The organism is Agromyces sp. Root81 (genome assembly GCF_001429165.1).
Taxonomy (GTDB): Bacteria; Actinomycetota; Actinomycetes; order Actinomycetales; family Microbacteriaceae; genus Agromyces.
In genome coordinates this window covers 576,632-598,036 of record NZ_LMIR01000002.1, presented here as the reverse complement: position 1 = coordinate 598,036, position 21,405 = coordinate 576,632, and the positions used below count along the sequence as shown (strand labels likewise).

The following is a 21,405-nucleotide window of genomic DNA, read 5'->3' as shown; positions in this document are numbered from 1 at the left end:
TCACGGGGACGTGCCACAGTCGAAGTGGTGCTCCCGAGACGCGAGGGCATCAGGATCGGGGGATCCCACCATGCGAGGAACCAAGACGTCCGCCGTGCTCGTGTTCGCGAGCGCGCTGCTCCTCTCCGGCTGCGCTTCGGGCGGCGGCACACCCTCGACGGCGGTCGCCGGTGCGTGCGAGACTCTGCAGGGTGCACTGCGGGATGTCTCGAACGGTGCGCAGAACGCCCTCAACGCGGTCGGCAGCCCCGAGGAGATCCAGGCCAAGCTCGAGGACTACAGTTCGCGAGCCGCCGAGTTGGCCGAGAAAGCCGACAACCCCGACGTGGCCGACGCGCTCGCCACCGTGGATGAGAAGCTCAGCGAGGCGGCGGCATTCGCAGGGACCATTCCCATCAATGCCGACGGCGAGGTCGAGCCCGACCCCGACGCGCTCGCCGAGCAGCAGGCCTCGATCCAGGAAGCGGTCGACAAGGTCAAGGCGGTGTGCGTCGAGCCCACCGAGCCCGCGGGGTACTGAGTCCCCGACGGAATCGGCGATTCCGGAACGGCTCGACTTCGCAGGGTTGCGGCGTCCCCGAGGCGTCTGCTCGCCTGACTACAGTTGGGGGCATGTTGCCGCTCGGGTTGTCGATGCTGTGGGAGCCGGTGGAGCCGGAAGGCGCACTGAGGGACCGGTTCGGGTTCGACGGCCTCGGCGCGGTTGCGGAGTGGACTTCGACAGCGCTCGATGAGACCTGGGGCATCACCGCAGGCGGGTGCTCGCGCATGGTGATCAGCGACCACAACGCGATCGTCTGGGTCGACAGCGACCGCGGCGACCTGGTGGTGAAGTGGTCGCGGGCTCGTGAACGATTCGCGAGGCTGGATGCATCGACGCGCTTGCTGCGCGCAATCGCCGGGCGAGGTGTCCCGGTGGCGCCGCCGATCGCGACAGCGGACGGGCTCGACCGGGTGACGTTGGAGGGCCCGTCAGGGGCACTCTCGGTGACCGTGCTGCCGGAGCTGACGGGCGACTGGCTGGACGTGGCGGACGACGCGGCGGTCCGGTCGGCGGGGGCGTGTCTGGCGGAGGTGCACCTGGCGCTCGGTGCGAGCGATCGCGATGCCTCGCTGTCGTCGATGCGAACTGCACCGTTGAGGAAGCGGATCGATCAGTGGTTGGCGCACGAGGATCGCGGACTCTCGCGAGAGGCCTCGAATCGACTCGCGGGGCTGTTGTCCGAAGCCCCCGAGCTCCGGGACGAGCCCCAGCTGGTGCACAACGACTTCCGGGCGGCGAACATCCTGACGCGAGGCTCACAGGTCGTCGGGGTGCTCGATTTCGACGAGGTGGTGGTCGAACACCGGGTCAGCGATCTGGCCAAGGCGTGCGTCTATCTGGGAACGCGGTTCACCGACTGGCGGCCGACGACGGCGGAGGTGCGTCGGAGCCTGCGTGCCGGCTACGAGTCGGTCCGGCCGCTCACTCCTGCCGAGGCGTTCTGGTTCGAGATCCTCGTCCTCTGGCACGGTGTTCTGGCGATCCCAGGGGAGAACGACACAGCCGGGTGGGCATCGGCCGTGTGACGGTGAGCCCCCGGCGAGTAACGGGATTGCTCTGCACCGTGGACTGAGATCAGCGGACGCTCTGTGCGGCCAAGCACCCACGACCGGTTGCTGGCCGCGATCCATCGCAGGTCGACCCATTAGGGTCGCGAGTATGACGCCACTTCGTGCCGGCAGCGCATCTCGACTCGCTCCGCTTCGAATCGCGGGGCAGCCTGTAGCTGAGAGGAGGAGCAGGCGTGGATGTCTATGAAGCTGTCGAAAGCCGTCGGGCGGTACGGGCGTTCAGCGATGAGCCGGTATCCAGAGAAGTACTCGAACGCGTGTTGACCGCAGCGACGCGGGCGCCGTCGAGTGGGAACCTCCAGCCATGGCAGGTGTTCGTCGTGACCGGCGATCCCTTGGCCCGATTGAAGAGGCGGGCGACGGCCAGGGCGCTCGCGGGAGACCCCGGCGATGAGCGTGAGTACCCGATGTATCCGGCCGAACTGACCTCGCCATACGTCGACCGCTTTTCCACCGCGGCTGGACAGCGGTACAAGGCACTCGGGATCGAGCGCGACGACCCCGACAGGTCTATGAAGGTCGCCGCATTGAATTCGGAGGCGTTCGGGGCCCCGGTCGTGCTGTTCTGCTACCTCGATCAGACGATGGGGCCGGGGCAATGGGGAGACGCGGGAATGCACTTGCAGACGGTCATGCTGCTGCTGAGAGCGGAAGGCCTGCACAGCTGCCCCCAAGTGATGTGGACGATGTATCGCAAGACTGTCAGCCAGGTTGTCGGAGCCGATGACGGCCTCGAGCTGTTCTGTGGTGTCGCGGTTGGATTCGAGAAGGAGGGGGTGCCACCACTGCGTACAGGGCGGGCAGACATGACGGAAACCATCAGCTTCATTGGAATGTGACCGGGCGATCGGGCGTTGACCTGGGCGCCGGCTTCACCTGAGATCTCCTCGGAGATCGGGCTGAGCAGTCACTCCCGAGAGACCGAGGCGTCACACGTCAGGAATCGGCGGCGCACCGGATGCCTCGGCTTCGCGCTCTTCACGGGAGTGCACGAGCTTCAGCCCGATCACGCACCCGATGATGCCGGCGAGGAAGATCACCTTCAACACGCTCGCCGACTCGCCGCCGAAGGTGATCGCGTAGGTCACCGTGAGCGCGGCCCCGAGACCGGTCCACACCGCGTAGGCGGTGCCGATCGGGATGCCGCGCATCGCGTAGGCGAGTCCAGCCATGCTGCCGACCAGCGCGACGAAGAACACGATCGTCGGAACAAGCTCGGAGAAGCCCTCTGAGTAGCCGAGTGCGGTCGCCCAGACGGCCTCGAGCACGGCGCTCACGATGAGGACGGGCCAGTACATGTCAGGCCTCCCCGACGATCTTCAGCCCGATGACGCACCCGATGATGCCGAGCAGGAGCAACACCTTCACGACGCTCGCGCGCTCGCCGCCGAAGATCATGGCGTAGGCGACCGTGAGCACGGCGCCGATGCCGACCCAGACGGCGTAGGCGGTGCCGACGGGGATGGTGGTCATCGCGAACGCGAGCCCGGCCATGCTGAGCACGAGCGCGACGACGAAGAGCACGGTCGGCCAGGGGCGCCGGAAGTTCTTCGACGCACCGAGCGCCGTCGCCCACACGGCTTCGAGCACGCCCGAAGCGATGAGGATCAGCCAATCCATCGTGGTCCCTCCCGGGCCTCTCGAAGCGGACCCACGGTGCTGTGCCCGCGAGCCTAGACCCTCCGGTCAGCTGCGGAAAGCACATTCGACCGCGTGGTGAGGGCGCGTCGCGACGGCGGCGATTGGGGGCTCGGCAGCGCCGTCGCGACGCGCTGAACCGCAGGGGGAAACGGCTCGCGGAAGAGTCTGGCTTCGATCATGGCCGGCGGCAACACAGCGAGACGGATGGCTCTCGTGACCCCGCTCTCATGACGCACGATGACGCGAGCCGGAGGAAATCCTCCGGGACCGGCCCTTCTGCCGCCTCAGCGGTCGGCTCAGCTCGGTCCGCCGCCGAGGTCGCCGAAGAGGAATCCGGATTCGCGCTCGCGCGCGCGGCGCTCGATCTCCATCGGGTCGAGCTCGACGACGTCGTCGCCCGCGATGGTCTCGCCCAGCGCCGCATCGGTGAGGACCGGTGCGGCCTTCGCCTCCTGCTTCAGGCGCTGCTTCGCGGTGCGCTCGACGAGCACGGGAACGAAGTCGCGCACGGGATTGCCCTCGAGTTCGAGGTGAGCCGTTTCGACGACGGCGGCGATGTGGTCTCGGGGCAGATCGGGGAACCGGCTGACGAGCCGGTCGATCACCTCGTCGACGGCGCGAACTTCTTCCGTGTGATCCATATCGCAAGTCTCGTCCCCACGGGCCGTTGCATCAATACCCCGTGGCTGTCGAGAACGACGGTGCGTCTCCGACCACCGTGCATGGAGATCGACAGACAGGAGAACACGATGGCATCGGCGACGGCTCGAGCAGCGGAGACGGCACGACGGGCGGGGCCGAGAGAGTGGTTCGGGCTCGCGGTGCTCGCGATGGGAGCCCTGGTGATCGCGATCGACACCTCGGTCGTGCTGCTGGCGCTGCCGAGCATCGCCGTGGAGCTGGGCGCTGACGCCAGTCAACAGCTGTGGATCGTCGACGCCTACGGGTTCGCCCTCGCCGGGCTGCTCGTGGCGTTCGGAGGCCTCGCCGACCGGTTGGGACGGCGCCGGATGGCGGTGTTCGGAGCGGCGACCATCGCCATCGCGTCTGCCGTTGCGGCGTTCGCCCCCTCGCCCGATGTGCTGATCGCGGCCCGAGCGCTCACGGGTGTCGGAGCGGCAGCGCTCACCCCGTCGCTCTACGGATTGCTGACCGGGATGTTCCGCGACGGCCGGCAGCGCTCGGTCGCCCTCGGAATCTTCATGACGTGCCTCGTGGGTGGCATGATCGTCGGACCGCTCGTCGGCGGGATGGCACTGAGCTCGTTCTGGTGGGGGTCGGTCTTCCTGATCGCGGTGCCCGTCATGGCGCTCGTGGTCGCCATGCTCCCGTTCGTGAGCGATGGCGAGGTGAACGGCGACGGCGCGGCCCAGGCGAACCCGCACCGTCGCGGGATCGACCTCGTGAGCGTGCCGCTCTCCCTCCTCGCAGTGCTGCCGATCGTCTTCGGGCTCAAGGAGTCGGCGCGGGTCGGCATCCAGTGGGTGGCGGTCGTCTCCACGGTGCTCGGCGTGTGTTTCCTCGTCGCATTCGTCCGACGCCAGAAGCGGCTCGCCGATGACCCGCATCGCGAGCCGCTGCTCGACCTCTCGATGTTCCATCGGCGAGGGTTCAGCCTGGTGCTCGTCAGCCTCTTCCTGATGACGATGCTCACCGGTCCGTTGATGATGCTGAACACGCAGTACTTCCAGCTGGTCGCCGGGGCCGATGTGCTCGCGGCCGGTCTCTACACCGTACCGGCCGCGGTCGTGGGGCTCGCCGGATTCGTCGTCGCGCCGCTGGCGGCCCGGCGCATCCGTCCCGGCTTCGTGATCTCCGCGGGGCTGGCGTTGACCGTCGTGGGGCTGCTGGTCATGACACAGATCTCACCGGCGAGCGGCCCGTGGCCGCTCATCCTCGGGTTCAGCCTCGTGAGCTTCGGCGCCGCGCCGCTGCCGACGCTCGGCACCAACCTGATCATCGGCTCCGTGCCGCTCGAGAACGCCTCGTCGGCGGCCTCCACCTCCGAGACCAGCGGTCAGCTCGGCTACGCCCTCGGCATCGCCGTGCTGGGCAGCATCGTCACCGCCGTGTACCGCTTGCAGATGACGTCGCCGTCCGAGGGGAGCACGGCGCAGCACGGCATCGCCGCTGAGAGCCTCGCCGGCGCGGTCGACATCGCCGTGTCGACGGGAGACGACGTGCTGCGAGCGGCCTCGGCTGCGGCGTACTGCTCCGGAGTGCAGGCCTCGGCGCTGATCGCGGCCGTGATCATGGCGATCCTCGCGGTCGTGACCGCCGTCCGGCTGCGCCACATCGATCGATTCGAGCGATAGCGTCGAGAACGAGCCCTCGACTCCGACCATAGGATGACGCGGCACCGTGCCGCCTCGATGCACGACGAAGGAGAACGAATCGTGAAGTACCTGATCCTGATGCACGTGGACCCCGAGGTCCTCGAGTCCCTGAGCGCCGAGCAGCAGCAGGCCATCGGCGCCGGCCACGAGGCGTTCATGGCGAAGACCACCGAGACGGGCGAGATGCTCAGCACGCACGCGCTCGGTGCGCCGAGCCAGTCGAAGGTGGTGCGCAGCCGGAACGGCAAGCCGGAGACCGTCGACGGCCCGTTCGCGGAGACGAAGGAGTTCATGGGCGGCTACTACCTGCTCGATGTCGAATCGGAGGAGCGTGCCATCGAACTCGCCGGGGAGATCCCGGATGCGAGCATCGATGGCCTCGCGCTGGAGATCCGGCCCGTGATGTTCTCGGCCGGAGCGGACATCTGAGTCCTGCACCGCATGAGGACCTGCTGCGCGCACGCGCGCCGCAGGTCCTCGCCGCGCTCCTCCGCCAGTACGGCGTCGGTCAGTTCGACATCTGCGAAGACGCCGTGCAGGAGGCACTGCTCGCGGCGCACCGTCAATGGCCAGAGGGCGGGGTCCCCGATGACACGTTCGCGTGGCTGCTGACCGCGGCGCGGCGCCGGATGATCGATCGCATCCGCAGCGACCACCAACGGCGCGAACGGGAGCGCAACTACGTCGAGCTGCGGTATCCGCTCTCCGACGCGTCCGTCGTCCAGACCGATGACAGCGTGCGGCTCCTCCGCCTGTGCTGTCATCCCGAACTCACCCGATCGGCGCAGGTCGCGTTGACCCTCCGGGCCGTGGCGGGGCTCACCACCGCCCAGATCGCCCACGCGTATCTCCTCCCCGAGGCGACCGTGGCGCAGCGGATCAGCCGCGCCAAGGCTCGCATCCGTGCGGCGGGAGCCGGCTTCCCGCCGCCGCTGGGGCCGGGGGACCGGCTGGACCCCGTGCTCGATGTCGTCTACGTGATGTTCACCGAGGGTCACACCTCGAGCGCCGGCGACGACGCGAACGACATCCGCCTGAGCGACGAGGCGATACGTCTGGCGAGGCTGCTCCACGTCGAGCTGCCCGACCAGATCGAGGTCGCCGGACTGCTCGCGCTCATGATGCTCACCGATGCGCGTCGGGCCGCTCGCACCGATGCGAACGGCGCGCTGATCCCGCTCGACGAACAGGACCGTTCGCTCTGGGACCGGGACGCGATCCGTGACGCCACCGACCTCCTCGACACTGCGCTGGCGAAGGGAGCCCGGCGCCCCCCTGGGCCGTATTCGATCCAGGCGGCCATCGCGGCACTGCACGATGAGGCCCCGAGCACCGAGACCACCGACTGGCCGCAGATCCTCGTCCTGTTCCGCCTGCTCGAGCAGACGACCCGGAACCCGATCGCCACCCTCAACCGTGCCGTGGCCGAGGCGATGGTGCACGGGCCCGACGCCGGCCTGGCCACGGTCGACGCGCTCGCCGGGAGCCGGGGGATCCCCGACGGGAAACGCCTCTCCTCGGTGCGCGCCCACCTGCTGGAACGTGCGGGCCGGAGGACGGCGGCGATCGACGAGTACCGCGCCGCCGCCCGGATGACGCTCTCGATCCCCGAGCGCGACTACCTGCTCGCGCGGGCCAGACGACTCGACGGCTGAGGTCTCCGTGCCCGGCCGGACTACCACCCGCCGCGGGTGGGCGTGTGACCGTCGCGCGCGTCCTCCGGCATCGTCATCTCGGCGCGAAGCCCGAGCAGCCGGATCGGCCGGTCGGGCTCGATGCGTCCGACGAGCTCCAGCGCGCGTTCGAGCACCACTGCACGGTCGCTCGTCGACGGGATCCTCTTCGTGAAGACCTTGGTGATGAACGGCGCGTAGCGCACCTTGAGCGTGAGCCCGATCACCGGCCTGCCCTCTGCGGCGACGTCGTCGAGCACGTGCGCGGCCAGCTCGCGCACGGCATCCGCGATCTGCGAGGGCTCGGTGAGGTCCTGCTGGTAGGTCGTCTCCCGGCTGTGGCCCCGAGCCACCCAGGGCGTGTCGTCGACGACATCCGCGCCGTCGCCGCGACCGAGCTCCGCGTACCAGGGGCCCATGCGCGGCCCGAACTCGGCGGCCAGTGCATCGAGGTCGGCCACGGCGAGTTCGGCGACCGTCGCGATGCCGAGCCCGGCCAGTCGGCGGGAGATCTTCGTGCCGACGCCCCAGAGATCGATCGTCGGCCGGTCGCCCATCACCTCGAGCCAGTTCTCGGCCGTGAGCCGGAACACCCCGCGCGGCTTGCCGAAGCCCGTCGCGACCTTGGCCCGCACGAGCGTGTCGCCGATGCCGACGCTGCAGTGCAGGCGCGTGCGTTCGAGCACCGCCTGCTGGATCCGCCGGGCGTACGCCTCGGGGTCGGGGGTCTCCACGCCGACGAAGGCCTCGTCCCAGCCGAGCACCTGCACGATCGCGCCGGGCTGCACGCGCAGCGTCGCCATCACGGCAGCGGATGCCTCGGCATACGCTTCCGCGTCGACCGGCAGGATCACCGCATCGGGCGCCTTGCGGGCGGCGATCCGCAATGGCATGCCCGAACCGACGCCGAACTCGCGGGCCTCGTACGAGGCGGTCGAGACGACGGCCCGCTCGCTCGGGTCGCCGCGGCCGCCGACGATGACCGGCTTGCCCGCGAGCTCGGGGTGTCGCAGCACCTCGACGGCCGCGACGAACTGGTCGAGGTCGACGTGCAGCACCCAGGACGTGCGGTGTCCGGTCACCCCACCAGTCTGCACCGCCCACCGGTGTTAGCGTGGATGCCCGGCCTCGCGGCATCCGTCGCATCGGCCCTCAGCGAGACAGGGGCAGTCGCGTGCAGCAACCGGTCGACCTCGGCGATGGCGTCGTGTTCCGTGAGCTCCGACCGGGCGACGGCCCCGCGCTCGCCGCCGCCTACCTGCGCAACCGCGAGCACCTCGCACCATGGGAGCCGTCCCGCAGCGAGGAGTTCTTCGACGTCGAGACGCACCGCCGTGACGTCGAGGCGGCGATCACGCGCCTCGAAGCGGGTCTCGCAGTGCCGTTCGTGATCACCGACGGCGACGAGATCATCGGCCGCATGAACCTCTCCGACATCGTGCGCGGGGCCTTCCAGAACGCGAACCTCGGCTACTGGGTCGACGGGCGGTACAACGGGCGGGGCATCGCGACGATGGCGGTCGGCCTCGCCGTGCACGCGGCGCGCGGCATCGGGCTGCACCGGGTGCAGGCGGGCACGCTGGTGCACAACGCCGCGTCGCAGGCGGTGCTCGCGCACAACGGCTTCGAGCGGTTCGGCCTCGCGCGGCGCTACCTGCGCATCGCGGGGGAGTGGCGCGACCACGTGCTCTTCGAGCGGCTGCTCGACGAGTAGACCCTCCCGAGCGCCCGTGCCGGTGTTAGCGTGGAGCGAGCACCGCAGCAGCGGCCATCGCAGCAGCCACCGAGGGGAGGAGACGACGTGATCGAGCTCCTCGTCGCCCTCTTCCGAGTGGCCCAGGCCTCGCTCGAGATCGCACTCGCCTCGAACGGGCAGATGTCGATCGTGCTCCTCGGCGTCGTCGGCGCCGCCGCCGTCGCCGTGGTCGTCGTCACCTCGCAGGCGATGCCCGCGATCGTCGCGGCCGACGCGAGTGGCGCAGCCACCCGGTTCCGGCAGACGGCCGACCCGTGGCGACTCCTCGCGCAGAGCGACCCCGACGCACCCGGGCGCGCCCGCCCCAGGGCGCCGGCACGCGGCATCCCGGCCGCGTAGCGCACTCTCCGACCGACGCACACCTCGCCCGCTCGGGCGACCGTTCGGCGACTCCTCGCGGCCAGATGGATCCCATCATCCTCGACCGCAAGGAACCCCTCATGGACCTCTACGCCTTCCCACCCATCGCCGGCCTCCTCGACGGCGCGCACGCCGTGCTCATGGCCCTCGCCGGCCTCCTCGAACCCGTCATCGGCATCGCGAGCGCCGCGGCCGCCGTCGTGCTCGTCACACTCCTCGTGCGCGCCGCGCTGATTCCGGTCGGCGTCTCGCAGGCCAGGGCGGAGCAGACCCGCTCCCGTCTCGCGCCGAAACTCGCAGCCCTGCAGCAGAAGCACAGGAAGAACCCCGAGCGACTGCAGCGCGAGACGATGAAGCTCTACGGCGATGAGGGGACGACGCCGTTCGCCGGCTGCCTGCCGATGCTCGTGCAGGCGCCCATCGTGGGCGTCATCTATGCGCTCTTCATCCTGCCGACGATCGCCGGCCACCCGAACGCCCTGCTCGAGCAGACCTTCTTCGGCGTACCGCTCGGGTCGAGCCTGGCCGGCCAGATCGCGGCTGGCACGCTGACGCCGGGCGCGATGCTCGTGTTCGGCGTGGTGATCGCGGGCATCGCCGTCGTCGGCGAACTCACCCGGCGGGCGTTCACGCCGCCGCAGGCGGGCTCCACCTCGAGCCGAGCGGATGCCCCGTCGCCCGCGGCACTCCCCGGGGCGCCGGTGAACCCGCTCGCCGGGCCGGGGGCCGCGCGTCTGCTCGGCGCGATGCAGTTCATCACCGCCGTGATCGCGATCTTCGTGCCGCTGGCCGCGGCGCTCTACCTGTTCGTCACGGTCGCGTGGACGCTCGGGCAACGAGTGCTGCTTCGCCGCCGCTACCCGCTCTTCGAGGCGCGAACAGCCTGATCGCGGCCCGACCGGCGCCGGCTGCCAACGACGCCACGCGGAATGTGGGGCTTGCACCAGCCGATTCGCGGTGGTTTCGTTGGACTATCGAACGAAGGAGCACACCATGAGTTTCCTCGCGTTTCTGATCCTCGGCCTCATCGCCGGCGCGATCGCCAAGTTGATCCTGCCGGGCAAGCAAGCCGGCGGATGGTTCATGACCCTGCTGCTCGGCGTCGTCGGAGCCCTGCTCGGCGGCTGGATCGGCAGTGCCATCTTCGGCATCCCGATGGATCAGTTCTGGGATCTCGGAACGTGGCTCCTCGCCATCGCCGGATCGATCGTCGTGCTCCTGATCTGGGGGCTCATCACCCGAAACCGCAGCAAGAGCACGGCCGCCTAGTCTCCAGATCGTCGACCCCGCGTGCCGGTCGGATCCCGCGATATCGCGAGACCACCGGCGCGCGGCTCAGTCGTGCGTTGGCGCGTCTGCGAGTTCGGCGAAGCGCCGGAGCATCCGCTGCGGTTCGGTGACGGATGCCGCGGCCAGCCGCTCGCCGACCTCGCGCAGCTCGCTCGCCGGGAAGTAGCCGTGGTGCCGGTAGACCTGCGCGCGGGCGATGAAGTCGGCGGTCGAGACCTCGGGGTGGAACTGGGTTGCATAGACGTTGGTTCCGACCCGGTAGATCTGCACGGGGCATCCGGCCGAAGAGGCGAGCAGCACGGCGTCGACCGGCAGCCGGTCGGTGGCCTCCTTGTGCCCGACGAGCGCCTCGAACCGTTCGGGCAACGCGCCGACCAGGGGGTCGGCCGTGCCGTCGTCGGTGAGCCGGATCTCGACGGCCTGTGCCTGTTCGCCGTATGCCGTGCCGACCTGGCCGCCGAGCAGCCGGGTCAGCACGCCGATGCCGTAGCAGGTGAAGAGCAGCGGGGAGTCGGCCGCGACCGCCGCCTCGGCGAGCCGGGTGAGGTCGGATTCGACCCGGCGCTGCGCCTCGTGCTTGCCGGCTTCTGGCGTGGTCACGTTGAACGGGCTGCCGCCGACGACGATGCCGGCGTACGTGTCGAGCGTGAGATCACCGAGGGGGTCGACATCGAGGCGCACGTGCTCGAGTCGGCCGGCGTCGACGCCCATGGCGCGGCGCACCGACTCGTACTCGGGGCCGACGGCCTCGACCTCGGGGCGTGCAGAGAGGAAGAGGAAGGGCTTCGAACTCATCGACCTCTCCTGCGGCTGCGCTGCTTGGCGCCCGCTCCGGTGCGCGGCGCAGGGCGGCCGCCCTTCGCACCGCCCTTCTTGCCCTTGCCCTTGCCGTCGCCCGACTTCGCCGCGGCCGCCCGTCGCTCGGCGGCGGCGAGCTTCGCGGCCTTCGCGGGCTTCATCGGGGGCGGATCGTCGGCCGAGCCGCGCGAGCTCTTGGCGCCCCGGCCGCGCACGACGGCGACGAACTGCTGGATGTCGGCGTCATCGCGGTCGCGGGGCCAGAGCAGGGAGATCCGGCTCGGCGGGGCATCCGTCACCGGAATCGCGACGACGTCCTTGCGGCGATGCAGGCGGGCGACCGAGTGCGGCACGATCGCGTAGCCGGTGCCGGCTGCGACGAGCTCGATGGTCATCGCGACGTCGGGCTGTGCAGGGGCGCGGGTCTCGTCCTCGAGGTCGGCGAGCGTGAGCGTCTCGGCCTCGGCGAGCAGATGCTCCTTCGGCAGCACGACGACCGCGAGCTCCTCCCAGAGCGCGACGGCGTGCATGCCCTCGGTCTCGACCGGGAGTCGCACGAAGGCGATGTCGGCTTCGCCCGCGAGGAGTGCGTCGAGCTGCTCGGCCTCGTCGACGACGGTCGCTTCGAGGGTCAGGTCGGGGCGGAGATCGTTCCACACCCGAAGCCACTTCGACGGGCTCACCCCGGCGACGTAGCGGAGTCGCAGTGTCACCTCGGCCCCCGTTCCCCTGCAGGCCGTTTGCAGCCTGCTCCCAGCGTAGACGATGCCCGCGGGGCTCTCCGGTGGGCGGATGCGCCGAGACGGGCTACGGTGTTGGAGTGAGCCAGTCGAAGAACTCCCAGACCATGAAGGCGGAGACCGCAGCCAAGAAGCTCGGCATCCTCCTCGAGGCCGCGCCCGAGGAGTTCCGCGAGGGGCTCATCACGCGAGACCAGCTCGCGGCGCTCATGGCGGAGCCGCCCGAGTGGCTCGAGGTGCTGCACCGCGACGGCCCGCATCCGCGCACCGTCGTCGCCGCGAAGCTCGGCATCTCGAACTCGGGCCTCGCCCGGAGCGGCGTCACCGACCCGCTCACCACTGCCGAGATCAAGGCGCTGCTCGAAGCCCCGCCCGCATGGCTCGTGACCGAGCGCGCCACGCAGGCCGCCGTGCGCGCCGAGAAGATCCGCGTCGCCGAACGCGACAAGGAGCGTGCCGCTCGCAACAGCGGCGGCTCGGGAGTCTGACCCGGATCCAGACCCGGCCCCGGCGGCGTCAGGCGTAGCGCGCGGCGAGGAACGCCGCGGCGTCGGCGAGCTCTCGCTCCGACACCGAGTGGCCGAGGCCCTCGTAGATGCGTTCGTCGAGCGCGGAATGCGCCGGCAGCCACGCCTGCGTGCGGGCGACGGATGCCGCGGGGATCACCTCGTCGTACGTGCCGCGCCCCCAGAAGACGGGCGGCAGGAGCTGGGACATCCGCTCATCGCCCTCGCGGTCGCCCGGAAGGGCGAACCCGGCGAGGCTCACCGCGAAGGCGAAGCGCTCCGGCGCTCGCCGCAGGAGCTCGATCGCCATCGCACCGCCCTGCGAGAAGCCGAGCAGGCCCACCGATTCGGCCTCGGGTGCGACCCGGTCGAGCCAGTCGATGATCGCGGTGACCGCGGCATCCGCACCGCCGATCGACAGCTCGACGCCCTCGTTCATCAGCGGAAACCAGGAGTGCCCGTACCCGGTGAACGTCGGCGCGCGGAGCGACGCGACCGCCGGGGAGAGCGGCAGATAGGGCGTGAGGCCGAACAGATCGCTCTCGTTCGAGTTGTAGCCGTGCAGCAGCACGAGGAGCGGACGCCCCTCGCGATCGGCTGCGGAGGCCGACCACAGCACTGCTTCATCGTCGATCTGCACGGGAGTCATGGGGTCAACGCTAGCCGGGTGGGGCAGAATCGAGGCATGAGCGTACGCACCCCCGACCCGGACTGGAACCCCGACGACGAACCCGTCGTCAGGCCTCCGGCGAATCCGGGGTGGCTGACCGACCTCGAACTCGCCGAGGTGCGGGGCCGACTGCCGCTGCTCTACGTCGAGGCCGTGCCGGTGCGGGTCGACGGGCTCGGGCAGGTGACCGAGGTCGGCGTGCTGCTGCGTGCGAACGCCGTGGGCGAGATGACCCGCACGCTCGTGTCGGGCCGTGTCATGTACGGCGAGACGATCCGCGACGCGTTGTTCCGCCATCTCGAGAAGGACCTCGGGCCGATGGCGTTCCCGCTGCTGCCCGCGAGCTCGGTGCCGTTCAGCGTCGCCGAGTACTTCCCGATGCCCGGCATCACACCGTTCAGCGATGAGCGGCAGCACGCAGTGTCGCTCGCCTTCGTGGTGCCGGTGACCGGCACCTGCGAGCCGCGTCAGGACGCGCTCGAGGTCACCTGGATGACCCCGGCGGAGGCGGTCAGCCCGAGCGTCGCCGCCGAGATGGAGGGCGGCCGCGGCACGCTCGTCAAGCAGGCGCTCGCCTCGGTGGGCGCGCTGCGCTGAAGCCGCGCGGTCTCGAGACGCTTCGCTCCTCGACCAGCGGTGGTCAGCGGACCAGCCGCACCTCGTGGATCTCCTCGCCGAGGAACGGCACGTCTTGCGCTGCGCCGTCGGGCGTGAAGCCGTTGCGCGCGTAGAAGCGGTGCGCGCGGGGGTTGTCCTCAGCGACCCAGAGGTAGCCGGGCCGATCGCCGCACGCGGCGTCGAAGAGCTTCTGGCCGATGCCGGTGCCGTGGTAGGCGTCGAGCAGGTAGATGAAGTAGAGCTCGCGCTCGCGCGGCGGGTTCTCGTCGCGCGCCGGGCCCGAGCCGACGAAGCCGACGATCTCGCCGTCGACGAGGGCGGCGAACTGGTTGTACTCCTCGCCGCGGGCGGCCATGTGCGTCCAGAGCTCGGCCATGCGGCGGGGCGAGAGGTGCTCGAACGCGGCGGCGCTGATCAGGTGGTCGTAGGTCTCGTGCCAGCACGTGGCGTGAACGCGGCCCAGGGCTTCGACATCGGAGTCCCTGATGGGGCGGACGACGACATCGGCAGCGACTTCGGTGCTCATGCCCCGAGACTAAGCCAGCACGCGCGTCGCGCGAAATCGAGCGGCGGATGCCCCGGTGCTAGCGTTGATGCATGACTCCGCAGGAGCTCGAGAACTTCGTCCATCTGCGCCGGGCCCGCGATCTGATCGATCGCGAGTACGCCAAGCCGCTCGACGTGCCGACGATGGCCGACCGGGCGCTCATGTCGCCGGCGCACTTCTCGCGCAGGTTCCGTGCCGCCTACGGCGAGACGCCGTACAGCTACCTCATGACTCGCCGCATCGAGCGCGCCATGGCGCTGCTGCGCGCGGGGGCCAGCGTCACCGATGCGTGCATGGCCGTGGGCTGCACCTCGCTCGGCTCGTTCAGCTCGCGGTTCACCGAGATCGTCGGGGAGACGCCCACGGCCTACCGCAGTCGCGAGCATGCGGCGGTCAACGCCATGCCCTCGTGCGTCGCGAAGACCTACACCCGCCCCGTGCGCAGCGCTTCGAGCAGGAACGGAGAAGCGAGCGGCGACGCCGCGGCGTAACGTCGCTGCCATGACCATCGCACTCCAGTACACCAACGTCACCGTCAACGATGTCGACGAGGCGCTCGGCTTCTACCGCGACGCGCTCGGCCTCGAGGTGCAGAACGACGTGGCATCCGGCGATCACCGCTGGGTCACGCTCGGCAGCGCCGCGCAACCGGGACTCGGCATCGTGATCTCCGACCCGCACGCCGGCCGATCGAAGGCCGACGGCGACGCGATGCAGGAGCTCCTCGCGAAGGGCGTGCTGCCGATGCTCGTGTTCCGCTCCGACGACGTCGACGCCCTCTTCGAGACCGTGAGCGCCTCGGGCGCCGAAGTGCTCCAGGAGCCCATCGACCAGGCGTGGGGGCCGCGCGACTGCGCGTTCCGCGACCCGTCGGGCAACACGGTGCGCATCTCGCAGGCCCCGGCGGCCTGACGGCGTCGGCGGCGGCCGAGGGAACCCGGCACGGCCATCCGGACATTCCCCCTGTGAGCACCGAGTCCGGCGGACTCGGAGGGGGAGAACGGCATGGGAGACCACGACGGTCCACGAGCCACCGGCGAGGCCGCGCATCACGGCCGGCACGCTCGGGTGGTGCGTCGCCCGGTTAAGCTGGCTCGACCATGGATGACGACGCCCGTTCCGACGCCGAGCTCTGGCTCGAGGCGACGTCGGGCACCGAAGCGTCGTTCGGCGTGGTCTACGATCGCTACCGCGCCCGCATCTTCCGCAAGGCCTACTCCCGGGTGTCCGACCGCACCGACGCCGAGGACGTCGTCGCGGTCGTCTTCCTCGAGGCGTGGCGCCGCCGCCGCGATGTGCGCTTCGTCGACGGCTCGCTGCTGCCCTGGCTCCTCGTCGTGACCACGAACGTGTCGCTCAACACCGAGCGCTCCGGGCGGCGCTACCGGCGCCTGCTCGCGAAGCTGCCCGCCGCCGAGCACGCGGTCGACCCGAGTCACGAGGTCGGCGAGCGCCTCGACGGCGAGCGGATGTCGCAGCAGATCACGGCCGCACTGCAACGACTCGGCGCGAACGACCGGCGCATCGTCGATCTCTGCCTCGTCGACCAGCTGCCCATGTCCGCGGTGGCGAGCGTGCTCGACCTGCCGGTCGGCACCGTGAAGTCCCGACTCTCGCGGGCGCGGGCGAAGCTGCGGGCCGAACTCGACTCGCTCCGCGAGCCCGACGAGCCCCCGTCCGCGAGCACCGCACCCGAGCCCGTCGACGAAGACCTGGGGGTGACCCGATGACCGAGCCCGAGATGCGTCCCGAGCGCGATGCCGCGATCCGCGCGATGCTCGTCGAGCATGTGCGCCGCGAACCGGTCGCGCAGGCGCAGCGCCGACGGCGGCGACTGCTCGGCTGGAGCGGCGTCGGCGCGCTCGCGATCGGCGTCGCGGCCACCGCCGGCTCGGTGCTGCTGCAGCCCGCGACCGTGTCGAACACCGAGATGGTGTTCTGCATGACCGAGGCGGAGCGGGGCGCCGACGGCGGCTACCCGGGCTCGTCGGCGTCGATCGCCTCACCGAGCGGCGCCGGCCGCGTCGTCGACGCGATCGGACTCTGCACGCTCATGTGGGAGCAGGGCGTGCTCGACGAGGCGTTCGACCCGACGGCGGCGAGCAACCCGCCGGGCCGTGTGCCCGACGAGCTGCAGGCCTGCGTCATGCCCGACGGGAGCGCGGCCGTCGTGCCGTCGTCGAACGCGTCGATCTGCGTCGCGCTCGGTCTCGCGCCCCTCGCCGAATAGGGGTCCGTCCGCCACGGTTCTCGGAGTTCGCGCGCATCCGATGGAACCGCCCGAGCCGAGCCGGACATACCGGTCTGAGCGCCCAGCACCTCACCGGGGCGCGCCATGCCGCCGGTGCCGGTCTGTCGGGGGACACCGACCGGCACCGCCGGGATGGCGGCGCCTCCGGTGCGACGCCGGAGTGAACGCGAACGGCCCCGACGAGTGGACTCGTCGGGGCCGTTCAGCGTGTCGGGGCGGGTCAGCCCTGGGCGCGGCGGTTCCCACGCGAGTTGCCCGACGGCGAGACGAGGCTGCCGACGCGCAGCGGCGCCTTGCCGCCCGAGCGGGGGTTCGTCGAGCGCTGGGCGCCCGTCGTCTGCGCGCCACGGCCCTGGCCACCACCCTGCTTGGGGGCGTTCGCACGTGCCTCTGCCGGACGACCCGAGCGGTCGCGGCGGGGTGCGCCGGCGACATCCGCCTGGCCGCCGTTGCCGCCGCGGCCACGGCCGCGGCCCTGGCCGGTGGCCGTGCGGGCCTCGCCGCCGCGCTCGTCGCGAGCGGCGCGCTTGCGCTGCGCGTTGGCGCCCTGCGAACGACCGCCGCCCTGGGACTGGGTCTCGGCACGCGGCGCGGGCTTCACATAGGGAGCGACATCGCCGACGAGGCTCGTCACGGCCGGGGAGTTCGCGGTGACCTGCTGCGGCGTGACGGTGATCGCCGCCTTGCGGAGCAGCGTCTTCAGGTCCTGCTTCTGCGCGGGCAGGCTGATCGTGACGACGTCGCCCTCGCTGCCGGCGCGAGCCGTGCGGCCCGAGCGGTGCAGGTACGCCTTGTGCTCCATGGGCGGGTCGACGTGGATCACGAGCTCGATGCTGTCGACGTGCACGCCGCGCGCCGCGACATCCGTGGCGACCATGACGTTGGCCGAGCCGTCGGCGAACGCCGCGAGGTTGCGATCGCGCTGCGGCTGCGAGAGGTTGCCGTGCAGGTCGACCGCGGGGATGCCCTGCTCGGTGAGCTTCTTCGCGAGCTTCTTCGCGTGGTGCTTCGTGCGCATGAAGAGGATGCGGCGGCCGGTGCCGCTCGCGAGCGTCTTCACGAGGTCGTTCTTCGCATCGACGTCGGCGACCTCGAACACGTGGTGGGTCATCGCGGCGACGTGCGAGGTGGCCTCGTCGACCGAGTGCAGCACCTCGTTGTGGAGGAAGCGCTTGACGAGCTTGTCCACGCCGTTGTCGAGGGTCGCCGAGAACAGGAGACGCTGGCCGTCGGTCGGCGTCTTGTCCATGATGCGCGTGACGACCGGGAGGAAGCCGAGGTCGGCCATGTGGTCGGCCTCGTCGAGCACGGTGATCTCGACGGCGTCGAGCGTGACGAAGCCCTGCTTCATGAGGTCCTCGAGGCGACCGGGGCAGGCGACGACGATGTCGACGCCGGCGCGCAGCGCGTCGACCTGGCGCTTCTGGTTGATGCCGCCGAAGATCGTCGTGGTCTTCATGTCGTAGGCGGCGGCGAGCGGTGCGAGCACCGCGTCGATCTGCGTGGCGAGCTCACGGGTCGGAGCGAGCACGAGGGCGAGGGGGCGGCCCGGGCGGCGACGGCCGCCGGCGAGCGAGGTGCCGAGGCGCGCCACCATGGGCAGCGCGAAGGCGATGGTCTTGCCCGAGCCGGTCTTGCCGCGGCCGAGCACGTCGCGCCCGGCGAGCGTGTCGGGCAGCGTGTCGACCTGGATCGGGAACGCGGTGGTCTTGCCGTCGGCCGCGAGTACGGAGACGAGGGGAGCCGGCACGCCGAGCGTGCTGAAGGTGATGTCGGTCACTGGTGCCTTTCAGGGCAGAGCACACCGCAGGGTCGAACGCTCCGTGAACGGAGAGGTGGGACCCGGCGGTGGGTAGTGGCGAAGGCGCCGGTCGGCGCATCCGTTCGCCGTATGAGAGTCAACGGGCCACTGTGAATGCACGGTGCCCGGAAAGCGTTTCTACGACGCAGGCGGCGCAAATCTGCGCACACCGAGGGACAGTCTAGCGGATGCCCCGCTGTGCACCCCCTGAGCGGCCGGAAACACGCCATGAACGGGCCACGAGACCGGGCGGCTCGGCGTTCGAGTCAGCGCGGCATCCGCTCGCCGACCGGCACCTCCTGACGCAGGGTGTTGCCCGGCTGCGCCAGCGGGCACGACCACGAGGGGTCGTACGCGCACGACGGGTTGTAGGCGAAGTTGAAGTCGATGATGAGGCTGTCGGGCTCGGTGCCCGACCCGAGGTCGGCGCCCTTCACGGTGTCGACCAGGTACCGCCCGCCGCCGTAGGTGCCGCCGGGGGCGCCGGCGAGGGCGTCCTTGACCGGCACGAAGAGGCCGCCGCCGTACCCGGTGAGCCGCCACACGTCGAGGGTGCCGAGGTATGGGAGGCGCACCTCGCCCACGAGCGAGAACGGGATCGCACCGTCGGTCGCGCTGTCGACGACGAGCCGCATCGGTTCGTCGGGGCGGCGCACCTCGAGTTCGAAGCGCCAGTCGGGGTCGTATCTCGCGACGGTCAGACCCGTGAAGCTCGCGCGGTCGTCGGGCAGCAGCGGCGACTGCGGATGCCCCGCGAACAGCTCGTCGCGCGCCGACTTCCACAGCTCGTGGCCGGCGGCGGGGGAGTGCACGCTGAGCTGGCGCACGCCCGAGTAGAGCCCGAAGACGCGGCGCCGCCAGTCGGCCAGCTGAAGGGCGCCGATCGAGTCGGTCATGTCACTGCCCTGCTCTCCGCGGCCGCTGCCGCGCTCACCGCGCTCGCACCGGCGTCGGCCGTGCCCGGCGGATCGAACCGCCAGGTCGGCGCGAGCTGCCGCAACCGCATGCCCCGCCACTGCCAGAACACCCAGGTCGGATACCACACGAGCATGTCCGCGGCACCGGCGCTCGCGAGCAGCTGGTCGCGGTAGAGCGTGCGGCCGTCGGGCAGGGCGGAGACGGCCATGCGGTGGTCCCAGTTGCCGAAGGCCGCGAACGGACCGGTCTCCGCGCCACCGCCGTCGCGCAGCATCCGCACGCCCTCGGGCAGCCCTCCTGGGCTCGTCAGGTCGACACGCTCCTCGCCGGCCGGGAACCTGCGGAAGGCGAGCACCCGCAGCCGGTGCTGCCCATCGGGCCAGGTCGTCGGCAGGCCGCCGGGCTCGAGCGACTCGAAGTCGAGCCACGGGGCGACGACCTCGCGCAGCACGGCCGGGCTCCGGAGCGCCCGCCACGCGGCATCCGGAGTGCAATCGAGCGTGAGTTTCAAGAGCACCCGCATGAGCTGAGAGTAGGGCGGTCGGATGCCGCTGCCAAGCGCCGCGCCGGATTCGATGCCGGTACTCGGCGGGCGCGAACCGCGAACGCCTAGACTCCCGCACATGCCCGAAGGACTCTGGTGGTTGCCCTCCCTCCTCGTCTTCGCCGCTGCCGCGGCGGCGCTCGTCGGTGCGGTCGTGGCGCTGCGCCGGAGCGGCGCGCGACGGGAGCGCACCGCGCTCGCCGAGGCGGCCGCCGCCGAGGTGCGCGCGAAGGGGCTCATCGTGCAGGCCGACAACGCGGTGCGCGATGCCGAGCGCGAGCTGTCGTACGCAGAGGCCCAGTTCGGAGCCGACGAGGCGCATGCGCTGCGCACCGCGCTCGGCTCCGCCCGCAAGTGGATGCGAGAGGCGTTCATCCTGCAGCAGCGACTCGACGACGCCGAAGCCGACTCGGCCGCCGAACGCCGCACGTGGAGCGCGCGCATCGAAGGGCTCTGCACCTCGGCGATCGGGGCGCTCGACGACGCAGAGGCCGCGCTCGCGGCACGGCGCCGCACCGAGCGCGGCGCCCCAGAGGAACTGCCGTCGCTCCGCGCGGAGGCAGAGCGGCTCGCGCGGCGGCGGATCGAGGCCGAGGCCATGCTCGGCCGCCTCGGCACCCGCTTCACCCCCTCGGCGCTGGAATCCGCCCGGGGAGCGGTGACCCGCGTCGACGGTGCGCTCGCCGAGGCGGCCATCGCGCTCGATGATGCGGAGGGGCGACTCGGCCGCTCCGAGCCGACCTCCGACCTGCTCGGGACCGCGAGCGGGCGCCTCGAGCGAGCCGGCCGCGAGCTCGACGGGATCGATGCCGTCGAGCTGGCGCTCGCGGCGGCACAGCAGGATGCCGCCGATGAGGCCGCCGCGCTCGACCGCGAGCTCGTGGCTGCGAGGAGGGAGCGCGACGCCCAGGAGGATCCCGATTCCGGGGAGGCGCTCGGCGCCGTGATCGGCACGGGGTCGGCGGCGATGGCCGGTCGTGCAGAGCTCGCCGGGGATCCGGTCGCCGATCGCGACCGGTTGCGCGCCTGCCGTGACCGCCTCGAGGTCGCCCGCGCTGCGGCTCGCAACGCCCAGGGCCGGCTCGACGGGGCGCGCGGTGCGCTCGGCGGGGCGATGGCGATCGCCGAGAGCCAGCTGCGGGTCGCCCGGGCGGCGATCGACCGCGGCGGCCGCGCGGTCGGCGCCGATGCCCGGACCCGCCTCGCCGAAGCCGAGCGGCAACTCGTGATCGCACGGCAGGAGCCCGACCCCGTCGCCGCGCTCGATGCCGCCCGGCGCTCGACCTCGCGCGCGAGCGACGCCGAAGCCCTCGCGCTCTACCGCGCCGGCACCGGATAGCCT

At 71.1% G+C, this 21,405-nt stretch carries 28 protein-coding genes; 17 read left to right on the top strand and 11 right to left on the bottom strand.

The window, feature by feature from the left end:
• Nucleotides 1-70 precede the first annotated feature (70 nt).
• The 3 genes from ASE14_RS07820 to ASE14_RS07810 all read left to right on the top strand — a co-directional run bounded on the left by ASE14_RS07820 (nt 71) and on the right by ASE14_RS07810 (nt 2,453).
• A complete protein-coding gene (locus tag ASE14_RS07820) occupies nt 71-520 on the top strand; it encodes a hypothetical protein (protein ID WP_056653137.1) in 450 nt (149 codons plus the stop codon).
• A gap of 92 nt (nt 521-612) precedes the next feature.
• The gene (locus ASE14_RS07815; protein WP_056653135.1) at nt 613-1,569 is read left to right on the top strand and encodes a phosphotransferase; all 957 of its coding nucleotides are present in this window, start codon (nt 613-615) and stop codon (nt 1,567-1,569) included.
• Between the two features lie 218 nt (nt 1,570-1,787).
• Nucleotides 1,788-2,453 carry a nitroreductase gene (locus ASE14_RS07810; protein ID WP_056653134.1) on the top strand — a complete coding sequence of 222 codons (666 nt, stop codon included), beginning with the start codon at nt 1,788-1,790 and terminating at the stop codon, nt 2,451-2,453.
• Nucleotides 2,454-2,543: 90 nt separating this feature from the next.
• Here the strand turns inward: ASE14_RS07810 and ASE14_RS07805 are convergent, their stop codons facing one another.
• From ASE14_RS07805 to ASE14_RS20415, 3 genes are all read right to left on the bottom strand, one after another.
• Nucleotides 2,544-2,912: a multidrug efflux SMR transporter gene (locus ASE14_RS07805; protein ID WP_056653133.1), complete on the bottom strand. Its 369-nt coding sequence runs from the start codon at nt 2,910-2,912 to the stop codon at nt 2,544-2,546.
• A gap of 1 nt (nt 2,913) precedes the next feature.
• Entirely contained in the window at nt 2,914-3,234 is a 321-nt protein-coding gene (locus ASE14_RS07800) for a multidrug efflux SMR transporter (RefSeq protein ID WP_056653132.1), read from the bottom strand.
• Nucleotides 3,235-3,551: 317 nt separating this feature from the next.
• Nucleotides 3,552-3,896 carry a three-helix bundle dimerization domain-containing protein gene (locus ASE14_RS20415; RefSeq protein ID WP_157372865.1) on the bottom strand — a complete coding sequence of 115 codons (345 nt, stop codon included), beginning with the start codon at nt 3,894-3,896 and terminating at the stop codon, nt 3,552-3,554.
• A gap of 108 nt (nt 3,897-4,004) precedes the next feature.
• On the opposite strand from ASE14_RS20415, the gene ASE14_RS07790 reads away from it, so the two are divergent.
• The 3 genes from ASE14_RS07790 (at nt 4,005) to ASE14_RS07780 (ending at nt 7,246) form a co-directional block, all read left to right on the top strand.
• Nucleotides 4,005-5,570: an MFS transporter gene (locus ASE14_RS07790; protein ID WP_162257716.1), complete on the top strand. Its 1,566-nt coding sequence runs from the start codon at nt 4,005-4,007 to the stop codon at nt 5,568-5,570.
• An 81-nt stretch (nt 5,571-5,651) separates the two neighbouring features.
• The gene (locus ASE14_RS07785; protein WP_056655990.1) at nt 5,652-6,020 is read left to right on the top strand and encodes a YciI family protein; all 369 of its coding nucleotides are present in this window, start codon (nt 5,652-5,654) and stop codon (nt 6,018-6,020) included.
• The gene (locus ASE14_RS07780) at nt 6,017-7,246 is read left to right on the top strand and encodes an RNA polymerase sigma factor (protein ID WP_056653130.1); all 1,230 of its coding nucleotides are present in this window, start codon (nt 6,017-6,019) and stop codon (nt 7,244-7,246) included. Before ASE14_RS07785 ends, ASE14_RS07780 begins: the two co-directional genes overlap by 4 nt.
• 20 nt (nt 7,247-7,266) lie before the next feature.
• Here the strand turns inward: ASE14_RS07780 and ASE14_RS07775 are convergent, their stop codons facing one another.
• The gene (locus ASE14_RS07775) at nt 7,267-8,322 is read right to left on the bottom strand and encodes a DNA polymerase IV (RefSeq protein WP_056655987.1); all 1,056 of its coding nucleotides are present in this window, start codon (nt 8,320-8,322) and stop codon (nt 7,267-7,269) included.
• 116 nt (nt 8,323-8,438) lie between these two features.
• Between ASE14_RS07775 and ASE14_RS07770 the strand changes: the two genes are divergently transcribed.
• The 4 genes from ASE14_RS07770 to ASE14_RS07755 all read left to right on the top strand — a co-directional run bounded on the left by ASE14_RS07770 (nt 8,439) and on the right by ASE14_RS07755 (nt 10,649).
• Entirely contained in the window at nt 8,439-8,978 is a 540-nt protein-coding gene (locus tag ASE14_RS07770; RefSeq protein WP_056653129.1) for a GNAT family N-acetyltransferase, read from the top strand.
• Between the two features lie 87 nt (nt 8,979-9,065).
• Complete coding sequence (locus ASE14_RS07765) at nt 9,066-9,359, top strand: DUF6412 domain-containing protein (RefSeq protein WP_056653128.1); 294 nt, start codon at nt 9,066-9,068, stop codon at nt 9,357-9,359.
• A 101-nt stretch (nt 9,360-9,460) separates the two neighbouring features.
• Nucleotides 9,461-10,267: a membrane protein insertase YidC gene (locus tag ASE14_RS07760; protein WP_056655983.1), complete on the top strand. Its 807-nt coding sequence runs from the start codon at nt 9,461-9,463 to the stop codon at nt 10,265-10,267.
• Nucleotides 10,268-10,373: 106 nt separating this feature from the next.
• Nucleotides 10,374-10,649: a GlsB/YeaQ/YmgE family stress response membrane protein gene (locus ASE14_RS07755; RefSeq protein WP_056653127.1), complete on the top strand. Its 276-nt coding sequence runs from the start codon at nt 10,374-10,376 to the stop codon at nt 10,647-10,649.
• A 66-nt stretch (nt 10,650-10,715) separates the two neighbouring features.
• Here ASE14_RS07755 and ASE14_RS07750 read toward each other — a convergent pair whose 3' ends face one another.
• Together ASE14_RS07750 and ASE14_RS07745 are read right to left on the bottom strand one after the other, a co-directional pair.
• Nucleotides 10,716-11,465 (bottom strand): glutamine amidotransferase, encoded by a 750-nt coding sequence (locus ASE14_RS07750; RefSeq protein ID WP_056653125.1) that lies wholly within the window; start codon nt 11,463-11,465, stop codon nt 10,716-10,718.
• Complete coding sequence (locus ASE14_RS07745; RefSeq protein ID WP_082600323.1) at nt 11,462-12,181, bottom strand: LysR family substrate-binding domain-containing protein; 720 nt, start codon at nt 12,179-12,181, stop codon at nt 11,462-11,464. The genes ASE14_RS07750 and ASE14_RS07745 overlap by 4 nt, the downstream gene beginning before the upstream one ends.
• Nucleotides 12,182-12,315: 134 nt before the next feature.
• On the opposite strand from ASE14_RS07745, the gene ASE14_RS07740 reads away from it, so the two are divergent.
• A complete protein-coding gene (locus ASE14_RS07740) occupies nt 12,316-12,696 on the top strand; it encodes a DUF5997 family protein (protein WP_082600321.1) in 381 nt (126 codons plus the stop codon).
• Nucleotides 12,697-12,724: 28 nt separating this feature from the next.
• Here the strand turns inward: ASE14_RS07740 and ASE14_RS07735 are convergent, their stop codons facing one another.
• Nucleotides 12,725-13,363, bottom strand: a complete 639-nt coding sequence (locus ASE14_RS07735) for an alpha/beta hydrolase (RefSeq protein ID WP_056653119.1) — start codon at nt 13,361-13,363, stop codon at nt 12,725-12,727.
• Nucleotides 13,364-13,399: 36 nt separating this feature from the next.
• Between ASE14_RS07735 and ASE14_RS07730 the strand changes: the two genes are divergently transcribed.
• Nucleotides 13,400-13,981 (top strand): NUDIX hydrolase family protein, encoded by a 582-nt coding sequence (locus tag ASE14_RS07730; RefSeq protein WP_056653116.1) that lies wholly within the window; start codon nt 13,400-13,402, stop codon nt 13,979-13,981.
• A gap of 43 nt (nt 13,982-14,024) precedes the next feature.
• Here the strand turns inward: ASE14_RS07730 and ASE14_RS07725 are convergent, their stop codons facing one another.
• The gene (locus tag ASE14_RS07725) at nt 14,025-14,528 is read right to left on the bottom strand and encodes a GNAT family N-acetyltransferase (RefSeq protein ID WP_056653114.1); all 504 of its coding nucleotides are present in this window, start codon (nt 14,526-14,528) and stop codon (nt 14,025-14,027) included.
• 71 nt (nt 14,529-14,599) lie between these two features.
• Here ASE14_RS07725 and ASE14_RS07720 point away from each other — a divergent pair, with 71 nt between their 5' ends.
• From ASE14_RS07720 to ASE14_RS07705, 4 genes are all read left to right on the top strand, one after another.
• Nucleotides 14,600-15,040 carry a helix-turn-helix transcriptional regulator gene (locus tag ASE14_RS07720; RefSeq protein ID WP_056653111.1) on the top strand — a complete coding sequence of 147 codons (441 nt, stop codon included), beginning with the start codon at nt 14,600-14,602 and terminating at the stop codon, nt 15,038-15,040.
• A 10-nt stretch (nt 15,041-15,050) separates the two neighbouring features.
• Complete coding sequence (locus ASE14_RS07715) at nt 15,051-15,461, top strand: VOC family protein (RefSeq protein WP_056653108.1); 411 nt, start codon at nt 15,051-15,053, stop codon at nt 15,459-15,461.
• 188 nt (nt 15,462-15,649) lie between these two features.
• Nucleotides 15,650-16,279, top strand: coding sequence for an RNA polymerase sigma factor (locus ASE14_RS07710; RefSeq protein WP_056653105.1), 630 nt, complete (start codon nt 15,650-15,652; stop codon nt 16,277-16,279).
• Nucleotides 16,276-16,779 (top strand): hypothetical protein, encoded by a 504-nt coding sequence (locus tag ASE14_RS07705; protein WP_056653104.1) that lies wholly within the window; start codon nt 16,276-16,278, stop codon nt 16,777-16,779. The genes ASE14_RS07710 and ASE14_RS07705 overlap by 4 nt, the downstream gene beginning before the upstream one ends.
• Nucleotides 16,780-17,020: 241 nt before the next feature.
• On the opposite strand, the gene ASE14_RS07700 is transcribed toward ASE14_RS07705, so the two are convergent.
• From ASE14_RS07700 to ASE14_RS21130, 3 genes are all read right to left on the bottom strand, one after another.
• Nucleotides 17,021-18,580, bottom strand: a complete 1,560-nt coding sequence (locus ASE14_RS07700; RefSeq protein WP_056653103.1) for a DEAD/DEAH box helicase — start codon at nt 18,578-18,580, stop codon at nt 17,021-17,023.
• A gap of 287 nt (nt 18,581-18,867) precedes the next feature.
• Nucleotides 18,868-19,497, bottom strand: a complete 630-nt coding sequence (locus ASE14_RS21135; RefSeq protein WP_056653102.1) for a DUF1684 domain-containing protein — start codon at nt 19,495-19,497, stop codon at nt 18,868-18,870.
• Nucleotides 19,494-20,042, bottom strand: coding sequence for a hypothetical protein (locus tag ASE14_RS21130; RefSeq protein ID WP_235511140.1), 549 nt, complete (start codon nt 20,040-20,042; stop codon nt 19,494-19,496). The genes ASE14_RS21135 and ASE14_RS21130 overlap by 4 nt, the downstream gene beginning before the upstream one ends.
• A gap of 100 nt (nt 20,043-20,142) precedes the next feature.
• Here ASE14_RS21130 and ASE14_RS07685 point away from each other — a divergent pair, with 100 nt between their 5' ends.
• Nucleotides 20,143-21,402 carry a hypothetical protein gene (locus tag ASE14_RS07685; RefSeq protein ID WP_056653101.1) on the top strand — a complete coding sequence of 420 codons (1,260 nt, stop codon included), beginning with the start codon at nt 20,143-20,145 and terminating at the stop codon, nt 21,400-21,402.
• Nucleotides 21,403-21,405: the final 3 nt, after the last annotated feature.